This window comes from Anaerobacillus alkalidiazotrophicus, from assembly GCF_001866055.1.
In genome coordinates this window covers 824,317-846,103 of sequence record NZ_MLQS01000001.1, presented here as the reverse complement: position 1 = coordinate 846,103, position 21,787 = coordinate 824,317, and the positions used below count along the sequence as shown (strand labels likewise).

The 21,787-nt window shown below is 35.5% G+C and carries 17 protein-coding genes, 4 pseudogenes and 1 riboswitch; of the genes and pseudogenes, 14 read left to right on the top strand and 7 right to left on the bottom strand.

What is annotated here, in order from left to right:
• Positions 1-71: 71 nt before the first annotated feature.
• Positions 72-935, bottom strand: a pseudogene (locus BKP45_RS04055) (IS1380 family transposase); the annotation flags it as partial.
• Between the two features lie 473 nt (positions 936-1,408).
• Here BKP45_RS04055 and BKP45_RS04050 point away from each other — a divergent pair.
• On the top strand, positions 1,409-1,906 hold the full coding sequence (locus BKP45_RS04050) for a MarR family transcriptional regulator (RefSeq protein ID WP_245747381.1): 498 nt from the start codon (positions 1,409-1,411) through the stop codon (positions 1,904-1,906).
• 128 nt (positions 1,907-2,034) lie between these two features.
• The gene (locus tag BKP45_RS04040) at positions 2,035-2,529 is read left to right on the top strand and encodes a DUF5131 family protein (RefSeq protein WP_245747380.1); all 495 of its coding nucleotides are present in this window, start codon (positions 2,035-2,037) and stop codon (positions 2,527-2,529) included.
• Between the two features lie 320 nt (positions 2,530-2,849).
• Here BKP45_RS04040 and BKP45_RS21410 read toward each other — a convergent pair.
• Both BKP45_RS21410 and BKP45_RS04035 read right to left on the bottom strand, forming a co-directional pair.
• Positions 2,850-3,008, bottom strand: a pseudogene (locus BKP45_RS21410) (winged helix-turn-helix transcriptional regulator); the annotation flags it as partial.
• 46 nt (positions 3,009-3,054) lie between these two features.
• Positions 3,055-3,954: pseudogene (locus BKP45_RS04035) on the bottom strand (transposase); the annotation flags it as partial.
• Between the two features lie 347 nt (positions 3,955-4,301).
• A riboswitch (SAM riboswitch) is annotated at positions 4,302-4,405 on the top strand.
• Between the two features lie 351 nt (positions 4,406-4,756).
• Between BKP45_RS04035 and BKP45_RS04030 the strand changes: the two are divergent.
• The 4 genes from BKP45_RS04030 (at position 4,757) to mmuM (ending at position 8,047) form a co-directional block, all read left to right on the top strand.
• Positions 4,757-5,572: a transporter substrate-binding domain-containing protein gene (locus tag BKP45_RS04030; protein WP_071388452.1), complete on the top strand. Its 816-nt coding sequence runs from the start codon at positions 4,757-4,759 to the stop codon at positions 5,570-5,572.
• 21 nt (positions 5,573-5,593) lie between these two features.
• A complete protein-coding gene (locus BKP45_RS04025; RefSeq protein ID WP_071388451.1) occupies positions 5,594-6,316 on the top strand; it encodes an amino acid ABC transporter permease in 723 nt (240 codons plus the stop codon).
• Complete coding sequence (locus tag BKP45_RS04020; protein ID WP_071388450.1) at positions 6,313-7,047, top strand: amino acid ABC transporter ATP-binding protein; 735 nt, start codon at positions 6,313-6,315, stop codon at positions 7,045-7,047. The genes BKP45_RS04025 and BKP45_RS04020 overlap by 4 nt, the downstream gene beginning before the upstream one ends.
• A gap of 64 nt (positions 7,048-7,111) precedes the next feature.
• Positions 7,112-8,047, top strand: a complete 936-nt coding sequence (gene mmuM / locus BKP45_RS04015; protein ID WP_071388449.1) for a homocysteine S-methyltransferase — start codon at positions 7,112-7,114, stop codon at positions 8,045-8,047.
• A gap of 334 nt (positions 8,048-8,381) precedes the next feature.
• On the opposite strand, the gene pdxR is transcribed toward mmuM, so the two are convergent.
• The gene (gene pdxR / locus BKP45_RS04010; protein WP_071388448.1) at positions 8,382-9,809 is read right to left on the bottom strand and encodes a MocR-like pyridoxine biosynthesis transcription factor PdxR; all 1,428 of its coding nucleotides are present in this window, start codon (positions 9,807-9,809) and stop codon (positions 8,382-8,384) included.
• Positions 9,810-10,024: 215 nt separating this feature from the next.
• Here pdxR and BKP45_RS04005 point away from each other — a divergent pair, with 215 nt between their 5' ends.
• The 7 genes and pseudogenes from BKP45_RS04005 to BKP45_RS03975 all read left to right on the top strand — a co-directional run bounded on the left by BKP45_RS04005 (position 10,025) and on the right by BKP45_RS03975 (position 15,601).
• Positions 10,025-10,588, top strand: a complete 564-nt coding sequence (locus BKP45_RS04005) for a prephenate dehydratase domain-containing protein (protein WP_071388447.1) — start codon at positions 10,025-10,027, stop codon at positions 10,586-10,588.
• 47 nt (positions 10,589-10,635) lie between these two features.
• Positions 10,636-11,046 (top strand): DUF2000 domain-containing protein, encoded by a 411-nt coding sequence (locus tag BKP45_RS04000; RefSeq protein WP_071388446.1) that lies wholly within the window; start codon positions 10,636-10,638, stop codon positions 11,044-11,046.
• Positions 11,047-11,061: 15 nt separating this feature from the next.
• Positions 11,062-11,841 (top strand): annotated as a pseudogene (locus BKP45_RS03995) (formylglycine-generating enzyme family protein).
• A 2-nt stretch (positions 11,842-11,843) separates the two neighbouring features.
• The gene (locus BKP45_RS03990) at positions 11,844-12,476 is read left to right on the top strand and encodes a molybdopterin-dependent oxidoreductase (RefSeq protein WP_071388445.1); all 633 of its coding nucleotides are present in this window, start codon (positions 11,844-11,846) and stop codon (positions 12,474-12,476) included.
• Between the two features lie 16 nt (positions 12,477-12,492).
• Entirely contained in the window at positions 12,493-13,806 is a 1,314-nt protein-coding gene (locus BKP45_RS03985; protein WP_071388444.1) for an APC family permease, read from the top strand.
• Between the two features lie 33 nt (positions 13,807-13,839).
• The gene (gene hisC / locus BKP45_RS03980; protein ID WP_071388443.1) at positions 13,840-14,961 is read left to right on the top strand and encodes a histidinol-phosphate transaminase; all 1,122 of its coding nucleotides are present in this window, start codon (positions 13,840-13,842) and stop codon (positions 14,959-14,961) included.
• A 307-nt stretch (positions 14,962-15,268) separates the two neighbouring features.
• A complete protein-coding gene (locus BKP45_RS03975; RefSeq protein WP_071388442.1) occupies positions 15,269-15,601 on the top strand; it encodes a hypothetical protein in 333 nt (110 codons plus the stop codon).
• A 118-nt stretch (positions 15,602-15,719) separates the two neighbouring features.
• Here BKP45_RS03975 and mgtE read toward each other — a convergent pair whose 3' ends face one another.
• Complete coding sequence (gene mgtE, locus BKP45_RS03970) at positions 15,720-17,078, bottom strand: magnesium transporter (RefSeq protein WP_071388441.1); 1,359 nt, start codon at positions 17,076-17,078, stop codon at positions 15,720-15,722.
• An 877-nt stretch (positions 17,079-17,955) separates the two neighbouring features.
• Here mgtE and BKP45_RS03965 point away from each other — a divergent pair.
• Complete coding sequence (locus tag BKP45_RS03965; protein ID WP_071388440.1) at positions 17,956-19,479, top strand: malate:quinone oxidoreductase; 1,524 nt, start codon at positions 17,956-17,958, stop codon at positions 19,477-19,479.
• Positions 19,480-19,566: 87 nt separating this feature from the next.
• Here BKP45_RS03965 and ahpF read toward each other — a convergent pair whose 3' ends face one another.
• Both ahpF and ahpC read right to left on the bottom strand, forming a co-directional pair.
• Positions 19,567-21,096 carry an alkyl hydroperoxide reductase subunit F gene (gene ahpF / locus BKP45_RS03960; RefSeq protein WP_071388439.1) on the bottom strand — a complete coding sequence of 510 codons (1,530 nt, stop codon included), beginning with the start codon at positions 21,094-21,096 and terminating at the stop codon, positions 19,567-19,569.
• A 15-nt stretch (positions 21,097-21,111) separates the two neighbouring features.
• Positions 21,112-21,675 (bottom strand): alkyl hydroperoxide reductase subunit C, encoded by a 564-nt coding sequence (gene ahpC / locus BKP45_RS03955; protein WP_071310519.1) that lies wholly within the window; start codon positions 21,673-21,675, stop codon positions 21,112-21,114.
• Positions 21,676-21,787 lie beyond the last annotated feature (112 nt).

Here is a 21,787-nt window from a genome sequence, read left to right as displayed (position 1 = left end):
TTGATTTTTGGGCAGACTACCCCCTTGTTCTAATATAGATTTTTAAAATAGGGATCCTGGGTAGTTTTCGTTCACTCTAATTGTAGCTTCTGAACTCGCTGAAATACTCTCCAAAAGAATTCCTGATACACGAAACTTGAAGCGAGCTTAAAGTACAAGGATCGTCCTGACTTTACTAATTTACTGGCAACTTTAATAATTCGTGTACGTATAGTGTCAATTTGCATCGTCTTTTGTTCTTCAGGAAAACAAAGCTTACGTAGCCAATTCGTTAAGTTATACGCCAATAAACTCAACATCATTTTCACTTCGTTTACTTGGTAAGAATGGCTATTCTTTTTATCAAAACCGCATCTAATCTTGGCTTCCTTGATGTAGTTCTCCATCGTTCCTCTTTTTTGATAACTAAGAACGATCGCTTTAGGAGAAAAGGCATCACCTAAATTTGTCACAAAGAAGGAATGAGTATCCAGTAATTCACCAGCTGGACGTACTGACTTGATAATGACTTTTCTAGGCTTCGATCAAGTATTAGCTTGATAGATGGTTTTGTCGTAATAAATTTCCGCCTTTGAAACATCGGAAATGACAGACGAGGGGTGTAGTTCATCTGCGATCCGTTGCAGATTCGCATTTGACTTCAGCCGAATAACGTAATAGACGCTTTCTTTCTCGCACAAATCATACAAAGCTGGGACAGCAAACCCACTATCACCACGAAGAAATGGTGTTGTCTCTGGGAACTTTTCATTGTAATGTTCAATGAGTGGTTGAATAAAATCCACGACACCATTTGAAGTATAAACATTTCCAGGGCGTAGCTTTGCTTTAAGAGAATCGTCTGTTACTCCGTCAAAGGCAACTAATGGATGAAAAACGACGGTACCATAATGAGTATAGAAAGCCACAGCCTCTTGGTTTCCATAGGTATCTGAAGAAAGTTCTCCTCCATGATTGGATAATTTAATTTTACGATTGAAATCAAGTGTTAATTGCGGTAAAGTAGCCATTATAAGAATCCTTTCTTATGGTTATTGGTTCGCACTTTTAACTTATCAGAAATGGGTTCTTTTTTCATTTATTTGATGCATAATCATTGCGTCAAAAAGCTTATTAAATAGGCTAAAGTAGGCCAACATTAATTTTCTATGAATATTTCAGGGATAATTTATGATTGCGTTTACATTGTTTGTGGGAATATATATTCCAATATTTTAATGATTATTTTGAATTAGGACTTGCAATAACTAATGAGGAATGCAAAGTATTAAAGAAGTTTCAAAAAGAGATAAAGGTAAATGAGGTTAAAATAAAAAAAGAATAGGAGAACTAAAGAGTTTAGGCAACGAATTGAAAATATTGCACTTCATAATTTTTACTAAGATAGTACTATATAGTATTATCTTATATGGAAGGAATGTTGACTTTGATAGATAACACACAAGGTGGATTTTTAATCTCGCAAATTAAGCAGATTGGAGGGAGAATTTTTGAAAAAATACTTGCTGAAAAAAATATAGATGAATTTAACGGTCCTCAAGGAAGGATTTTATATATACTATGGCAAGCAGATTCTATTCCTATCAAGGAATTATCTAAAAAAACTGGGTTGGCGACAACGACACTTACCAGTATGCTTGACCGAATGGAGGCAGCAGGGCTTGTCAATCGAACTTTTGACAAAGCAGACAGACGAAAAGTTTTGATTGTATTAACCGAAAAAGCTTATTCACTTAAAACAGACTTTGATGAAGTTTCATTAAAAATGAGTGAAATCTACTATCAAGGTCTCGGTGACGATGAAATATCACAGTTTGAAAATTATTTGGTGAGGATATTAAAAAACTTAAATGAAAGAGAAGAAGGTTGCAACTATGGAGACGTTAAATATAGGAAAACTAATTAAAACTCTGAATCCCGTGAATGGATGTACGATAGGCTGTAGTTATTGCTATGCACGAAAAATTAACAATCGTTTTAAGATAACACCTGATTTCTCTATTCCGCAGTTTATGAAAGAACGGTTGAAAAAAATTGGTACTAAGCAATACTTATTTAATGACGAGTATGAGTGATTTTTCCGATTGGGAAGAGGAGTGGCGGACAAGCGTTTTTGATAAAATAAGTGAAAACCCGCAGCATGTTTTTCTGTTCTTGACCAAACGCCCAGAATACATACAGTTTGAAACCGACCTTAATCAAGTATGGATAGGAATAACGGTTACTACTGAACGTGAAAAGAGTAGAATTGCAGCCATGCGTGAAAATATCAAGGAAAATAATTATTTTATTACATTTGAACCGCTGTTTGGTGAACTTGGAAGCCTTGATTTGGATGGAATTGGTTGGGTGGTAATTGGTACAGAAACTGGTAACCGTAAAGGGGAAATTACTGCTGAGAAAGAATGGATTATAAATATTGCTCGACAGGCGAAGGTAAAAAATGTTCCTGTTTTTATGAAGGAATCCCTTCTTGATATCGTAGGAGAAGAAAATATGCTTCAAGAATTACCGAAAGGCTTTCGTTAATGGAACTAGATAAAGAGAGTTAATGTTATAGGGTAGTTATATATCGCAAAAGATGATGAGCTGGCAAAAGTCTTTCAACGGTCGGTATGATGCTAGAATATTAAAAGGAATTCAAAAAATGATTGATAACATGGATAAGCGTATTCACATTATCTTGAAAACATAAAACAAATAAGAAACAGGCTCATAATTTAAGTGTGTTTCTTATTTTGGATTAGGGAAAGCGTATTAAAGGTTTTAGCTCATGCGAATTAGTTGCTCCTGGCGTCCACTATTACCCATTATGGTGGTAAAGTTAGGATTCCGGCACGTAGTTGTTACTACCTATCATTATTTTGGTTACTTGCGATATAGTTCAAGCCCCAATTCTCTAGTTGGAGAAGTATAGAATGAAGGCTCTTTCCGGTCTCTGATAGTGAGTACTCTACCTTTGGTGGAATTTCAGAATACACTTGTCGATTAATCAGCCCATCGCTTTTGAGTGAGTGTACGCTGCGTACTTATAAAATTGATATTAAACTATTATTGTTTCATACGATGGACTTGTTCGTAAATGGCATCATAATCATAACCTGCATCCATCAGTGCAAAGATCAAGCTAAGTGTCGGAAATTTATTTTCTATCCCTTTTAATAAAGGTATAGCTGCTTTTCCATCGTTTAGGCTACCAGTGGAAATCATCGAATGAAGGATGAATTGAGTTTTAGTTTCAACAGCGAAATCGCATTTATATCCATACCAAAACACGTTTTTCCCTTCACTATTTTTCTTTACACCCCATGTAGGGTAAAGTGGCATTTGATCATGAAGTTCATCGTAGGGACGATCTAGCTGATCTTCAATTTTCTTTTCGAAAATAGATAAAGAGGCTTCCTCATCTTCTTTCTCTTTTAACCATTGTTCACGTTCTGCTTTTGATTTACGTCCACGCTTCTTTGGTGGATCCTTTGGTTTTTCTTCTTTTTTCGAAGGGGCTTGATCTCTCGATTCAAAGTGACCAGAGTCGATAGCGACATTGACATCGGTAATAAATTCTTCATTGATCGCATGAAGAATGATTTGAGAGTTGATGTCCTCAAGAATCGTTGTCTCTTTAATTTTCGTAATCATTCTTGAAAAAGAAGCTTCTGAAGGAACAGGGTCAGAGACCAAAAAGCCACAATCAATTTTAAACTTTAGATCTGTATTTAATCGTTCTACTAGGAGTTGAATTTCAGGAATTCTCTCGACAATTCTAACTACTAGTGCTTGAACCATTGCTGGGTAATTTAGCTCTACAGGTCTACCTAAATTAGATCTTTTCGCCACATTAGTAAGGATAGGATGGATGTCAATCGCTGAAAAAATCTCATCGTAACGATGGGTAGGTTCTAAATCAAATATAATTTGCATGCTAAAAAGGCTCTCTTGTCGTACAATAGACATAAGGAGCTTCCTCCCGATTCGAATTAATTTGCTAGACACTTACTTGATTCGACATTTGGGGAGGTACTCCTTTTTTTATGCTTTGAAAACGTTGGGACACTTGGGCTCAGATTAATGAAATTCATTTAATGATATAAATTTAATAGTAAATACTTTGGCAAAAGGGGATAGAAAGTAGTCATTGCAAAATGTTTTCTTATTTTAAAAAAGCCTATGAAAGTGAATTTAAACGCTGTATTTTGTATATAATTTCCACTTGTGTATAAAACATTTTGTATAAAATTAGAAAAATATATTTGACATTAGACTTAATGTAAAATAATATCTTTATATGTCAAAAATTAAATAGCTTATCAAGAGAGACTGAGGGATAGGCCCGATGACGTCCAGCAACCATCATTTTATGAAAGGTGCTAATTCCTGCAGAGTGTTTCATTCTGAGAGATAAGGGTTAGATTAAAGCCTCTTTCTGATTGAAGGGGGCTTTTTTGTATATAAAGGGAGATTAAGACAGAGGAGGTAAAGTATAGGGTAATATCTTCACAGATTGGTAGGGGTGGGAAATCTAAATAAACTAGAATCTTTATAGATTACTGTAATCAGCGTTAAAAAAGAGAGGATTGGTATTTAAGAACCAGATGATAATAGAAGCGGTTTAATATCTAGTAATCCCTGAATTTATATATTATTCAAAATAACATGGGACTTCGCTTCTATCTATTTGGAAAAATATAAATATAGTATTGCTTTTTTTAACTTTAAATTGATTTATTACTTTATATAAAAAAAGGAGCTTTAAAAAATGAAAAGAAAATATCACTCACTTGTATCCATATTTTTACTATTAGGTGTAATTGGAATATTAAATGGTTGTTCGTCAAAGGAAGCAACTAGTGTAACTGACAATCAAGTAATTCTAGTAGGAACACAAAATGATTATCCTCCTTTTGCTTTTGCTGATGAGAACAATGAACTCGTAGGATATGATATTGATGTTGTGAATGAAATTGATAAAAGGTTAGATGGGTATACATTTAAATTTGTTGCAATCCCTTGGGATAGTATGTTTCTTGCACTAGAATCAAATAAAATTCAAGCTATTGCAGACCAAATAGCAAAAACACCAGAACGTGAGGAGAAGTATTTATTTACGGACGAGTCTTATTTTGCAGCTGAAACAGTTATTGTAGTGAAATCAGATCGAACGGATATTCTTACTTTAGAAGATTTAGAAGGTAAAACCGTTGGGGCTTTAGCTGGGGATTCTTATACATTATTACTAGAAGAACATAATAAAAAAGTCGATAATGAAATTATTTTAAGATATAGCGAAAGTGGTAACCCTTCTGAAATTTTACAAGATGTACAAACGGGTCGTATCGATGCTTATGTAAATGATCCTATTATGATTAATGCGGTTTTAGAAAAATTTGATTTAGATTTACAAGTTGTAGGACAGCCTATAGTTCTTGATAATATGGGAATCGTATTTAGGGATGACGAGCATGGTGAGGAGTTAAAGGCACTCATTGATCCAATTCTAAAAGAACTTAAAGAAGATGGTACATTATCTGAACTTTCAATAAAGTGGACTGGCGGAGACTATATCCCTGAATAAGGTTGAAGAAGGGAATACGAAATGGAGAAATTATTAGATATTGGTTTTTTAATAGAAAGCTTTCCTGTTATTATTCAGCGCTTACCTATGACAGTTGGAATTGCCGTAGGTGCAATGGTTTTGGGCTTACTTATTGGACTCGCTACAGCACTTATAAAAATATATCAAGTCCCGGTATTAAAAACGATTTCTTCTTGTTATGTATCTTTTATTAGAGGAACACCTTTGTTAGTACAAATCTATCTTGTGTTTTATGGAATACCAAAAGTGATCTACTATTTCCAATATGAAAAAGGTTGGCTTTTAAGTTTAGATGTTAACGTAATTGCACCGGAAATTTATGCGTTATTAGCCTTCTCTATTAATTTAGGTGCTTATTTATCCGAAACGATAAGATCAGCCATTGAATCTGTTGATCGAGGTCAGTTTGAAGCAGCTAAAGCTATAGGGATGAGCCCAACACAAATGATGCTTAAAATTATCTTCCCACAGGCTTTAGCAGTAGCAATACCTAATTTAGGAAATATGTTTATAAGTACGATAAAAGACACGTCACTAGTATTTATTATTGGGGTTATTGATATTATGGGACAAGCGAAAATTCTCGGTTCACGAGGACTAGTCTTTTTTGAAGTCTATATTGCTGTTTCTATTATTTATTGGATAGTTTGTATTATAGTTGAGAGATTACTTGTTAAAATAGAGAAGCGTGCCCGAAGATATGAAAGAGGGGTTGCCTCATGATTAGACTGGAGAATATCCATAAATATTTTGATCAACAGCATGTGTTAAAAGGGATTAATCTTTCGGTTAATAAAGGGGAGGTTGTCTCTATTTTAGGACCGAGTGGTTCAGGGAAATCAACGTTATTACGTTGTATAAATTTCTTAGAGCATCCGACGAGTGGAATTGTTGAAATAAATGGAAAAAGAATAGATATTGAATCAGCAAGTAAGGCAGATATTCTTTCTTTAAGAACATCAACAGGAATGGTATTTCAACAGTATAATTTATTTAAAAATTTAACTGTGTTACAAAATGTAATGATTGGTTTGACGAGTGTTAAGCAGATGAATCCGGTTGATGCTAAAAATGTAAGTATAGATATTCTTGAGAAGGTTGGCTTGAAAGAAAGGTTGAGTCATTATCCAGTACAGCTTTCTGGGGGACAACAACAAAGGGTAGGTATTGCTCGAGCACTTGCTCTCAATCCTGAAGTTTTATTATTTGATGAACCGACTTCCTCTCTTGATCCAGAGTTAGTTGATGAAGTTTTAACAGTTATTAAAAATGTGGCAAATGAAGGGAATACCATGTTGATTGTCACACACGAGCTTAATTTTGCACGTGAGATTTCTGACCGCATTGTCTTTATGGAAAATGGGATTATTGTTGAAGAAGGGACTGCGGAACAAATTTTTAACAATCCGAGCGTTGAAAGAACTAAGCAATTTATAAGTAAGGCAATTAGGTAGTATAGTAGTAGAGTGATTATAATGAGTCCTTCTATTATGTTGGCTATAGAAAGGAAGATACAAATTGAACCCAATAGAAAAAATCTTAAATGATTTTCCTATTATAATTATCGACGGGGCAATGGCTACAGAACTTGAGAATTATGGGTGTAATTTAAATGATCGTTTATGGTCAGCCAAAATTTTAATGGAAAATCCAGAACTAATAAAGCAGGTTCATCTAGATTATTTCAAAGCGGGTGCGGATTGCGCTATAACAGCTAGCTATCAAGCAACTGTTGGAGGGTATATGGAAAGAGGATTGACTAAGGAAGAGGCTATCGGTTTAATTAAAAAATCTGTTCAAATTGCCACCAAGGCACGTGATGAATTTTGGACAGGTGTCGACAATCAGTCTAACCGGCCGAAACCATTAGTTGCTGCTTCTGTAGGTCCGTATGGTGCATTTCTTGCAGATGGCTCTGAATATCGAGGCGACTATCTATTAAACGAAGATGAATTAGTGACTTTTCATAGAGAGCGGATAAGAATATTGGTAGAAGCTGGTGCTGATATTTTAGCGTGTGAAACAATTCCATGTCTTTTGGAGGCTAAAGCAATTACAAAGGTGTTAAAGGAGTTCCCAGGGGTTTATGCTTGGATTAGTTTTAGTGCAAAAGATGAATTCCACACTAGTAATGGAGATACAATTGCTGATTGTGCCAAATGGCTAGATGGGCAGGAACAAGTAGCTGCAATTGGTATAAATTGTTCATCTCCAATTGTCATTTCTTCATTAATTAAGGAAATAAAAGGTCAAACCTCTAAACCAATCATTGTTTATCCAAATTCAGGTGATGAATATGATGCAACTAGTAAGTCCTGGAGTGAAACGTCTTCTACAAAACAATTTACCTCTAGTACGCAACGCTGGTATGAAGCAGGTGCAAAGTTAATAGGTGGCTGTTGTAGAACGAGACCTGAGGATATTGAAGCTATTACTGCTTGGGCACGTAGATAATAATGAAAGAGCAAAAGTAGGACATAAATGTAGGAGCAGAAGATCATCTATGGATGGATCGCTGCTCCTTTTTACCTCGTTGCAGTGAAGCGTATCAAACTCGGCGGGAGACAGAGGAAAGTTTCTTTCTTCGATTGGGAATTTATAAGCTGCTGTTAACATGGAATATGTGTTAACAGTAGCTTTTTAATAAATCACTTTATAACTTTTGAACTGTTTATTTAGTAGTAGTATTTTCTTTAAAAATAAATTAAATTAAGAGTAACAGTACAAAAGAATACAAAAAAATAAAGGTATAAATACCTATATGATTAATGCATCTTACTATCAGATTTTAGATAAGTTGTTTTGCTTCATGCTTTGCTCCAACTAAAGCATTTTTAAGTCTGCATATCCCTTCTTCAATCTCCTCTTTAGTTAAATTTCCATACCCTAATATAATTTTATTTTTGTGTTTTCCTTTTTGTATTGTATGTAATTCCACGGGATATACTTTTACTTTATTATTTTTAATTATATTGATAGTCTGTTTAGTAAATTCAATATTAATAAATTCAACAATAAGGTGAAGTCCTGTTGAATCACCTAAAATTTTAACGTTTTCTCCAAACTCTTTTTTTAAAGAATTCCTTACAATCTCTCTTCGTTTCTGATAAATTTTTCTCATTTTTCTAATATGATTTTCTAATTGACCTTGATAGATGAAACGTGCAAGGGTCATTTGTTCTAGGGAAGGGGTATGTAAGTCGTTAAACCATTTTAAGTTTTTGCATCTCTCAGTTAAAGTAGGGGGGAGTATCAAATAACCTAACCTTAATGCTGGTGACAGAATTTTACTAAATGTGCCTATATAGATAACCCTTTCAGGTTCCAACCCTTGTAATGAACTTATGGGAGAGCCTTGATAGCGGAATTCACTGTCATAATCATCTTCAACAATATAACAGTCAGCTTGTCTTGCATATTGAATGAGTTGAATTCTACGTTGAATTGGTAAAATACTACCTAATGGAAATTGATGTGAAGGTGTTAAGAAAATAAAGCTAGGTAGGATATTTTTAGGTAGATATTCCGTGTTCATTCCCTGTTCATCAACAGATAATGGATAAAGTGAAGCACCGGTAGATGAGAAAATCGTTTGAATTTCATGGGTGATTGGATCCTCAATGATAACATGATCACCTTTTGATAAGAGTAACTTTGCTACCAGAGAAAGTGCTTGTGTTGCTCCTGAAGTAATCACTAATTGATCAGGGTGACAATGAACACCTCTTGTTCTTTTGAGGTATCGGGATAGGACGTGCCTAAGTTCTGAACGTCCTTCAGGGTAATCATAACCAAAAATAGAATCCGGAGCTTCTAAACACACTTGTTTAGCCAACCTTCCCCATTCTTGTCTCGGAAACATATCTAGTGCTGGAATTCCTGATCTAAAATCAATAATGTCACTGTTGGCTTCTGGGACATCAAACGTATCCAGAAAAGATAAAGTTCCACTTTTTAATTCCTTATCTAAATATGCACCCTTAGCAACAAAAGTACCAGCTCCTTGATGTCCCTCTACATACCCTTCCGCAAGTAACTGTTCATACGCTTCTATTACAACATTACGCGATATTCCTAAATGTGATGCAAACTCCCTAGAAGAAGGGAGACGTTCTCCTCCTGATAGTTCACCACGTAGAATTTTCATTCGAAGTTGTTCATAAACTTGCTTTTTAAGTGGAATTTTTAATGTTCGGTCAATGTGAATCCAAAGCACATCTTAACCCCCTTTTAAATGGTACCTAAATAAAAGTATAAAATTGGCTCTTATAACTACCATTTTATCATGTTACTTTAAAGCAAAGAAGTAATACCCTAAAAATTCCAGCTGAATAAATTAAGTAAAAAGGGGGCCAAGTAATGGCTGNACATATTGAAAAAGTAAAAACAAAAGATGTTTCGTCTGAATAGGAAAAACAAACCTCTTCCTTTATGAAAATAATAGAGCAATTTTCTCATGTCAATATCGCAACATTAGGACCTACTGGGACCAGTAGTGAAGCAGCGGCAAGATATTTGTTGTCGTTTCTGAAAAAGTCACAAGGAGGGTATACCTTGTTTCCTTCCTTTGAAGAAGCAAGTAATGACTTAGTTAATGGTAATTCTAATATTCTCCTTGTAGCCAATGCTTATGAACGTATAGATGAGCTTTATATGTCTCAAGACCTTAAGTTTTTGTTTTCTTTTGTTTTTGAGACTCCTTTATACGGCATCACAAAAAGAAGGGGAGAGGATTTAGCGAAGAATAGAACACTTAAGATTGCTACACACCATGCTCCTTTAAGTCTTATTCCTTGGTTCTTAAAAAATATAGATAGAAATTATGAAATAGTATTGGTGAATTCTACAAGTGAAGCTGCTATAAAAGTACAAACAGGCGAGGTCGATCTCTCATTAACGACAGCAAATGCAGCACAAGAATATGGTTTAGAATTCATATCACCAACCCGTACAATCTTAATGCTTTGGTCTATATTTGCACCAAACTGGGAATAATCAACGATTGGGTTTATTTAAAACAAAAAATTGATGGAGGATTTACAATGGAAAATAAGTGTGTATTGATTATTGATTTAGAATTACCAACCGGATTAATTGCTAACACGGCAGCTGTACTAGCACTGACGTTAGGAAAAAAAATTGACGACATTATTGGACCTGAAGTCTATGACGGTGATGGGCGTACTCATGAAGGGATTACAACTATTCCATTACCCATTTTAAAAAGTACTGAACAAGCTATAAAAGAATTAAGAGACAAAATAAGCAGTGATTTTTCAGATTTGCTATTAGTTGATTTTTCAAACGCAGCTCAAACGACTAAAAATTACGATGACTATACTGAAAAGATATCACAATATACAACAAATGATCTTAAGTATTTAGGAATTGCTGTTTATGGAGAGAAAAAGAAAGTTAATAAGCTGACGGGAAGTTTAGGACTTCTGCGGTAAGGAGGGGAAAATCTTATGGGGAAACAAGTAAAGTCTCGATTAGAAAACATGATTTATATTTCAGGGGGAGAATATCTTCGAGGAAGCAATGAATCACCTGATGAAAGTCCAGTAAAGAATGTAAAATTATCACCTTTTTACATAGATCGGACACCCGTAACCAATAAAGAATTTAAGGCGTTTATTGAATACGACGGATATAAAAATCCTAATTTTTGAACTCAAAAGGGATGGGAATACATCAGGAAATACAATATTGAAACCCAAAATTATTGGTTGGATAAAAATTTTAATCAGGATGACCATCCGGTAACAGGAATAAGTTGGTGGGAAGCCATGGCCTATGCTAAATGGGTAGGTAAAACTTTACCTACTGAAGCCCAATGGGAATATGCTTGTAAGGGGAGTGATCAAAGAAAATACCCTTGGGGGAATGAAGAACCATCTTTTCATTATGCTAATTATGCTATTGATTGTGATCCTTTCGAATTAGATCGGAGTTCTACTTCTGTTTTTGCTTACCTCAAAAACAAATCATTTTTTGGTTGTCTAGATATGGCAGGGAATATGGCAGAATGGTGTTTGGATAATGCCTCTATTAATTATAACTGGGATGACGAAGGTATAAATCCCATATATATCACATCCGAAACAGAAGACCATATCGTAAGAGGTGGATGTGGTCTCCATAATGAAGAATTTATGAGATGTGCTAGCAGAGACTATTATCCAACCACAATGAGAGATAATCTCGTGGGCTTTAGATGTGTTATCAATCAGGGAGAGGGAGATTAAATATGAGCAATTTATTAACTCCTAATTTAGACAAGAAACCTTCATCTTTAAGGTACTATCAAGAGGGGCCACCCACTTCAATTGATATTAGTGAATGGTATCTTTCCATTAATGGTCTAGTAAATAAAGAACTAACGTTATCCTATAATGACCTATTAAGACTTCCTCAAGTTGAAGAGAGTCGAAGAATGGTTTGTGTATGTAATTGGAGCATTAGACGAACATGGAAAGGTGTTTTGCTATCAACAGTTATGGAAATGGCAGGTGTTGCTATCCTAGATAATCAGTATTTAAAACAAACCAGTATAGGAACAAAAGAGAAAGGAGTCTATCAAACAACTATTTCATTATCTGATGCCATTTCAAGACGTTCAATACTTGTTCATACTGTTGATGGAGAACCATTACCTATGGAACAGGGATATCCATTAAGATTATTTGACTTTGGGCTATATGGATATAAAAATGTCAAAGGTTTATCGACTCTTGAAGTGACTGATCAATACGAACTAGGAGAATGGGAACAACGTGCTGGTTATGATAAAAGTGGACTCATTCGCCCAAAAAAGTATTGGATCGTAGATTTGAAGAAATGGCAGTTTGTAGAAAATGCAGGGGAAGTGACCGAATTTTAATGAGAGGAAGATTTAGATGGAGTTAAATAGAGGTTTAGGTTGGAAAGAAGCAACTTCTCTTGGTATAGGAGCAATGGTGGGAGCCGGCATTTTTGTTCTTAGCGGTGTTGCAGCAGGAAAAGCAGGTCCTGCTGTTATGCTTGCTTTTATTTTAGCTGCTCTTCTTGCCATGTTATTGGGACTGTGTTATGCCGAATTAGCCTCCAGATATCCACGAGCGGGAGGTTCGTATGAATATGTTCGTGAAACAATGGGGCCGTTAATTGGTACTATCATCGGGTGGGCTTATTGGGGGGCTTGGCTTGCAGCTAGCAGTTTTGTTTCACAAGGATTTGGGCATTATTTAAATGCCTTAACTGGAGCTCATCCCTTATTAAGTGCTGTCTTACTTCTGTTGGTTTTAGGCACCTTAAACATTTTAGGCATTAGATTTAGCGGAAAACTTCAGGTCGGAATTGTTTGTATAGTCATCGTTGTCTTAATAGGGTTCTTTGTGCTAGGTATACAACATATCAACTATTCCCTATATACACCCTTTGTCCCTAATGGATTCTCTGGCATATTATCGGCAGCTTTAGTCGGATTTTTATCCATTGTAGGTTGGGATGCCATTGTTGCTTCAGGTGAAGAAATAAAGAATCCGCGAAAAACAATACCGTTATCAATTTTCTTATCAATTAGTATCGTACTTTTTTTATACTTAGGTCTATTATTTGTCTCAACAGGTGTTGTTCATTGGCAAGAACTTGGTTCTTCAGATGTTCCGGTGGCTCTAGCAAGTCAACAATTCTTAGGAGATATCGGTCCAATCTTTATTAGTATTGTTATAGTGATTGCATTACCAGCTACTGCAAATGCCTTTATTATTTCCATATCAAGAACAGCTTTTGCTATGGGTCGTAATGGATTATTAGCGAAAAAAGTTGCTTATATCCACCCTCGTTTTCAAACACCTATTTGGGCGATTTCGTTGGGGGTAGGCATTCAAATCGCTTTTACACTAGTAAGTTCTATTAATATAGCAGTTACAGCTACTGGTTTTTTATATTTATTAACTTTCATCTTTACAATGATAGCGTTTTTTATTTCGAGAAAAAAAACGCCACTCGAAGAAAGAAAAAAACAATTTTCAGCTCCATTTTATCCGTTTGTACCTATCCTTGCTTTAGTTATTAGTATTAGCCTATTAATTCCAGTCGGTAAATCCGGTTTTTTGATGGGATTAATATGGTTATCTATAGGAGCTGCAATCTATATTTTCCGAAACAAGTCAATTAAACATGCAGAAAAAACAAGATTAAATGGGAAAAAAACCAATCTCGTTCATTAACTATAAGTTTATTATGTAGGATGTGTGTTAATAATGAAATACAGACAACAATTAAAAGGTTTACAACCATATCATCCTGGTAAGAGTGCTGACGACGTAAAACAAGCTTACGGACTTCAACAAGTAATTAAATTAGCTTCAAATGAGAATCCGTACGGTTGTTCAGGTAAAGTATCTCAAGCTATTTCTCATGAATTATTAAACTTATCTAATTATCCGGATTCTTCAGCCTCTGAACTAAGGAAAAGAGTTGCTGAACACCTTGGTGTATTTCAAGATCAGCTTATTTTTGGTAAAGGGACAGATGAGATCATTCATTTGTTATGCAGGGCTTATCTAGAGCCTGGAGTTAATACCGTTATGTCTGATTTTACGTTTCTTCAATATAAACGAAATGCCATTATAGAAGGTGCTCATGTACGTGAGATCCCTCATCTTAATGGTAGACATGATATCCAAAAAATGATAGATGCGATAGACGATAAAACCAATATTGTATGGGTTTGTAACCCCAATAATCCGACAGGTGAATATGTACGTCAAGATGAGCTGATTAATTTGCTAGAATCAATAGATAAAAGCATCCTAGTAGTATGTGATGAAGCCTACTTTGAATACGTAGATGCTGATGATTTCCCTGATACGATTTCATTATTGAGTGATTATCCAAATTTAATCGTTACAAGAACTTTTTCAAAAGGCTATGGTTTAGCAGCTTTACGAATAGGCTATGCCGTTTGTGATCCCGAAGTTGTATCAACTTTAAACATTGTAAGAGAAACATTTAATACTTCTCATTTATCACAAATTGGTGTAATGGCAGCGTTAGATGATCAATCTTTCATTAAGGAATGTCATCTTAAGAATCGTCAGGAACTTGAGCAATACTACAGATTTTGTTGGCGTTTTGGTTTAAGCTATTACCCTTCTCAAGCAAATTTTATATTTATAGATATGAACATGGAAAGTAATAAGGTGGCTCAACATTTACTTTCTAAAGGTTTTATTATAAGACCGGGAAGTACCTTTGGGAAACCTACTGGTCTAAGGATTACAATAGGTACTCCCAAACAAAATGATAGCATTATTGCATTATTATCTCATTTTGTAAAAGTAGAGGCTAATTCCCAGAATAGTCATATGTTGTCACAATAATAATCTATATATTGTTATTTTAATAATTTGCTTATACGATATATAGTAACAAAAAAATCAACTTTTGAGGCGCATAATGGATTCCGTTATGTGCCTATTTATTTGATTGGGGGGGTGACATTAGATGAAAAGTGCTGAAGTTGGTGTCAGAATCCGGGAACTCCTTATTCATCGTATAGCACATGCTGGTTAATAAACGTTGGGAAACAGAAATGTATGAACAAATAAGAGAAAGTCAACCATTGCCGCTGACTCTAAATGAAGCTCTTAATGAAAATACATTACGACATGCTTAAGGAGTTGAATCATGCAAATCTTTGAAAATATGATTATAGCGTTTGATCATCCATCAACAGAAAAAGTCAAGTTTGAGAGAGTCCTCTGGATTTCATCCGACCAAAGTGAAGTTGTGCTTATGAATATCGATGACAAAAACAATCTTCAATTTCCATACTTTCGTTTATATGATGAACTCGTCCAACAAATTGAGGGTGGACAAGCTCGAACATTTTCTATCGAACCTGACTTAAGGTTACTGTCTCCTAATAAGTATCCCAATCCGATGCATATTCAATCTCATCGGAAAATGAAAAGAGTTCGTCTATTTCGTTTGAAATGTTGTTTTCAAAAGCGTCGATAATCTCACCGATATTACATAGCAAAGACGACTTATATCCCAGTTAAAGGAGAAAAAGTCGTCTTAATTTTATTCAAAGTCTTTTTGACTGTTAAAAATAAAAGGTTTTAATAGCTTAGTTTTACATTAGCCTTACAATAAACGCTGTAGCAATACCAAAGTATATGAGTAACGATAAAATATCATTTATCGTTGTGATAAGAGGACCTGATGCCACAGCAGGGTCAACCTTTAATTTATATAGGATTAGAGGAATGATCGTTCCTGCTAATGTACCAATAATTAATGTAATTAGTAATGAACTGCCTACCACGAGGCCAAGTGTGAAATTTCCTCGCCAAACAAACGCAATAATGGAAATTAAGATACCACAAGTGATCCCAATGATGATGCCTACCCATAATTCACGAAATACCAATTTAACAACTTGCTTAATATTTAAATCTTCCGAAACTAATCCTCTCACCACGACAGCGAGTGATTGAGTACCAGTATTTCCTGTCATACCTGCTATTAGGGGCATAAAGAATGCTAAGGCTACTACTGCTTCTAATGTTTCTTCAAAACTACTTATTATACCACCTGATATAAGACCAATAAATAATAATAAAATGAGCCAAGGGAGACGTCGATATGCAGCGACTAATGGTTTGGTGTTAAAATCAATCGATTTACCAGATGCAGATAATTTTTCTATGTCCTCATTTGCCTCTTGAATAACAACATCGATTATGTCATCGACTGTGATAACCCCAACTAACCTATGATCTTCTTCCACAACTGGTAAGGATACAAAGTCATAACGAGTAATTAATTTCGCAACTTCTTCCTGATCTGTATAAACATCTGCCATCACAACTCTACTATACATAATTTCTTCAATTTTATCTTGAAGGTCTGCTAGTAGAAGGTCCCTATAAGAGACAACCCCTACTAACTTTTTCTGCTCATCTATAACATAAAGGTAGTTTAAGTATTCTGCAAGTTCAGCGAAATGCTTCAATTTGTCAACGGCCTCACGAATGGTAAAATGTTGCGGAATCCAGACATATCGATTGTTCATAATTCTACCCGCTGTTTCAGGTGGATAATTCATTAGATTTTGAACAATTTCAGATTCCTCTTTTTTCATTTCTGAGAGTAGTTCTTCTATCTTCTCTGGTTCTAGTTCGGAAAGTAAGGATGCCAAATCATCGTTTTCCATCAGGTCTAGAACTTTTGTTGATTTTTCAATTCCTAATTTTTGAAGAACTTCTAGTTGGTCGTCTTTAACTAGTTGTTGCATTAAATCAGTAAGTTGCTCAATTGATAAATATAGCAAAAACTTATTTCTGTGTTTATTTGGAATGTTTAGATATTGCTGTGCCATATCGTAAGGCTGCAATTCATCTATTATTTCTTGGAATTTCGTTTTCTTTCCTTCTTTTAAGGATTGAATAAGTGCTAGTAAAATTTCATTTTCAGTCATGGCTAAAGACATAACAATCCCTCCGTTCTATAAAAAATTAAGATGATCAGTGCAGTTGTAAAATATACCGAAAAATATATAAATTTTCTTCTTCTGTATTATTAGAATTCCGCTTAAACTTACAGGTATGTAAAGTAAGAAAGAAAAACGTAAAGCAGTTTTTTGCATAATCAGAATTTATAAATTTCTAACTTGGAAACTGTCTAGCTTCAGCGCTTGCGCTTTTCTTGTTTCATGCAAACTATAATGGTTGCCTCCGAAAGACTAACAGGGAATAAGTGTAACTACTGTAACAATCATATTGACCTCACTATAAATAGTTTTCCATAAAATCAAAACATTACACGAGAAATTCGCCATGGCTACCATTAGAAAGTTTATCATAATTATTCTTCAACTTTAAGATTTGTTGAAGAATAATTATTAATCCTAAAATATGTACTTATAAACTAGTGTTGCTTTATCGGTGTTATTAGGTATTGTTAGGTATTGTTAAGTAATGCCACATTGGGGGTTCAATATTATTTAATGATTAATGTCCTTTTAATTGAGTGGATTTCATAATTACCATAATCGAGCTTTATTAAGCTATATATAGCCTCTGACCATACATTGTGTGGGCTTAAGTCTTATGTTTCAATCCCTATATCTTCTGGTGAATCGATCGTCCTACGTAAGGCTTTATTTTTTCGCAAGGGACTTGTGGGTGCACTTCTCACTTATTACCAGCTATTAAATAGATTATAAGTATTATATAATAGCAAATAAATATTTTAATATTCTAACAATACTGATACAATATAATAAGGTTATAGTTGAAATCGAGAAAAGTTGTGTGACCAGTAAGTAGGAGCGCCTACTCTAAATACAGGGGATAAGGAAGGTAAAAATGAGCAACAGCGAAACTAAAACAGACGTTATCTTAATTGGTGCCGGAATTATGAGTGCGACTTTGGGGATACTTCTGAAAGAATTAGTACCGGATTGGAAAATTACAGTATTTGAGAAGCTCGCAAATGCAGGAGAGGAAAGCTCGAACGAATGGAATAATGCCGGAACGGGGCATGCCGCATTGTGCGAGCTTAACTACACGGATGAAAAACCAGATGGATCTGTAGATATTAGTAAAGCTATAAAAATTAATGAACAGTTTCAGATTTCAATGCAATTTTGGTCTTATCTTGTAAACAATAAGTTGATAGATAATCCAGAGGACTTTATTATGCCATTACCTCATATGAGTTTAGTGCAAGGGGAACAAAATGTAACGTTTTTAAAGAAGCGTTTTGAAGCACTGACAAGCAATCCTCTTTTTAAAGGGATGGAATTTTCCGATGATCCGGAAAAACTGATGGAATGGTTTCCTCTTATTATGCAAGACCGTGTATTGAATGAACCTATAGCTGCGACCAAAATCGACTGCGGAACTGATGTCAATTTTGGTTCTTTAACGCGTATGTTGTTTGACTACTTAGACAGTAAAAATGTGGATGTAAACTATCAACATTGTGTTAGTGATATTAAACGTACTAGCGATGGCTTGTGGGAAGTGAAAGTGCGGAATTCGGGTAGTGGTATAGTTGAACGTCATACTGCAAAATTCGTCTTTATCGGAGGCGGGGGAGGAAGCCTACATTTACTGCAAAAATCCGGTATTCCTGAAGGAAAACACATCGGAGGATTTCCAGTAAGTGGAATATTTATGGTATGTAATAATCCGGATGTTGTTGCGCAGCATCATGCAAAAGTATACGGTAGAGCTAAGGTTGGGGCTCCACCGATGTCTGTTCCTCATCTTGATACACGATTTATCGACAATAAAAAATCGTTGCTATTTGGACCATTTGCTGGCTTCTCACCAAAATTCTTAAAATCTAGTTCAATGTTCGATTTAGTCACTTCTGTAAAACCGGATAATCTCTTAACAATGTTGGCGGCAGGCGCAAAAGAGATGTCATTAACAAAATACTTAATTCAGCAAGTGATGTTATCGAAAGAACAGCGTATGGAAGAGTTACGTGAGTTTATCCCGAATGCCAAAAGCGAAGAGTGGGATTTTTTAGTAGCGGGCCAACGTGTGCAAGTGATCAAAGATACTGAAGATGGCGGCAAAGGAACACTTCAATTTGGTACGGAAGTGATTAATGCTGCTGACGGCTCAATCGCAGCATTGCTCGGAGCTTCTCCAGGTGCATCTACTGCTGTTCACGTCATGCTTGAGGTATTAGAAAAATGCTTCCCTGAACATATGAAAGAGTGGGAACCAAAAATAAAAGAAATGATTCCTTCTTATGGCATATCGCTAATGGAAAACCCAGATCTTCTGCAGGAAATTCATACTGCAACAGCAGAGACACTAGGTTTAGTAGAACAGGCAAATTCGAAAAAGAATCGTATATTAGTTGAAGTATAAATCCATGTCTATATAAAAAGAGAGTAGCTATCAATGATATAGCTACTCTCTTTCATTTTTCCTATATTATACGAACATGTTCAATCATTAATTTCGGATTAGGTAATCAAATGCACCTAATGATGCAGTAGCTCCTGATCCCATGGAAATAATAATTTGGTTATATGCACTATCTGTACAATCACCTGCAGCAAACACTCCTGGAACGTTTGTTGCACCATGTTTATTTACAATAATTTCGCCCATACGATTCCGTTCAACGATTCCGCCTAACCAATCGGTATTTGGTACAAGCCCGATTTGAACAAACACACCTTGTAATTCAATATGTTTCACTTCTTCTGTATCGCGATCAATGTAAGAAATACCGTTTACACTGTCTGTTCCAGTAATTTCTTTTGTTTGAACGTTTTTTAATACGGTTACGTTAGGAAGGCTGTTTAGACGATTTTGTAGGACTTCATCAGCTTTTAATTCTGGCATAAATTCAAGAACCGTCACATGTTTTACAATTCCTGCAAGATCAATCGCTGCTTCAACACCGGAGTTACCACCGCCAATTACAGCTACATCTTTTCCTTCAAATAATGGACCATCACAATGAGGGCAGTATGCTACACCTTTGTTTTTGAACTCTTGCTCACCAGGAACTCCGACATTACGCCAACGAGCACCTGTTGAGATAATGACACTTTTACTTTTTAGAACAGCACCATTCTCAAGTTCAAGTTCGATGAAGTCCTTTTTTTCTAAACCTTTGGCACGCTGTAAGTTCATGACATCAATGTCATACTCTTTGACATGCTCTTCTAGGCTTGCTACAAGTTTAGGACCTTCCGTGTATTTCGTAGAGATAAAGTTCTCTATACCCATCGTGTCCATAACCTGGCCACCAAAGCGTTCAGCAACAATACCTGTACGAATACCTTTACGCGCTGCGTAGATTGCTGCACTTGCACCGGCTGGACCACCTCCAACGACAAGTACATCGTAAGGAGCTTTATCAGCAAATTCTGACGCATCAGGGGCACTACCAATTTTAGCAAGAATTTCCTCGAGTGACATACGACCGCTACCAAATGATTCCCCGTTTAGGATAACGGTTGGTACTGCCATAATATTTTTGCTTTCTACTTCTTCTTTGAAAGCACCCCCGTCAATCATGGAATGTGAAATTCCAGGGTTGATAAGACTCATCACATTTAGTGCTTGCACAACATCAGGGCAGTTGTGGCAAGTAAGGCTAATATATGATTCGAAGCGATATTCGCCCTTAATATTTTTAATTTGATCAATGACTTTCTGATCTACCTTTGGGGCTCTTCCGCTTACTTGCAGTAGAGCCAATACTAATGAAGTAAATTCATGCCCCAGAGGGATACCAGCAAAAACTATTCCAGTGTCTTCGCCAATACGATTGACACTGAAACTCGGTGTTCTATCTAATGTAGTTTTTTCTACTTTAATTCTGGAAGACATGCTGGCTAATTCATCCACTAGAGCCAGCATGTCGCGAGATACATCATCCGTTCCTGTACTAACTTTAAGTAGCACATCGCCCTCCATCAATTGAAGATATTGGGCTAATTGTGCTTTTATATCAGCATCTAGTATCATGATTTATCGAACTCCTTAAATTTTTCCTACAAGATCAAGGCTTGGTTTAAGTGTTGCAGAACCTTCTTCCCATTTAGCTGGACAAACTTCACCTGGATTATTGCGAACATATTGAGCTGCTTTAATTTTGTTAACAAGAATACTTGCATCACGTCCAATACCACCTGCATTAATTTCGACGGCTTGAACGATACCATCTGGATCAATGATGAAAGTACCACGATCAGCAAGACCTTCCTCTTCGTTTAGTACTTCGAAGTTACGAGAGATTTTTTGTGATGGGTCACCAATCATAATGTATTCGATCTTTCCAATAGCTTCTGAATGATCATGCCATGCTTTATGTGTAAAATGCGTATCAGTTGATACAGAGTATACTTCAACTCCAAGTTCTTTTAATGCTGCATATTCGTTTTGTAGATCTTCTAATTCAGTAGGACATACGAATGTGAAATCTGCTGGGTAAAAGCAAACAACACTCCATTTACCTTTGAAGTTTTGTTCAGTAACATCTAGAAATTCACCTTTTTGGAAAGCTTTTGCTGCGAATGGTAATACTTCAGTTCCGATTAATGACATAATAAATTCCTCCTAAAATGTGGTTTTAAATTTAAAATAGTCTGTTTGGATGTTTCATCCAATGTTTAAACTATTTATTTATAATAATTCTAATGTCATATATATTATTATA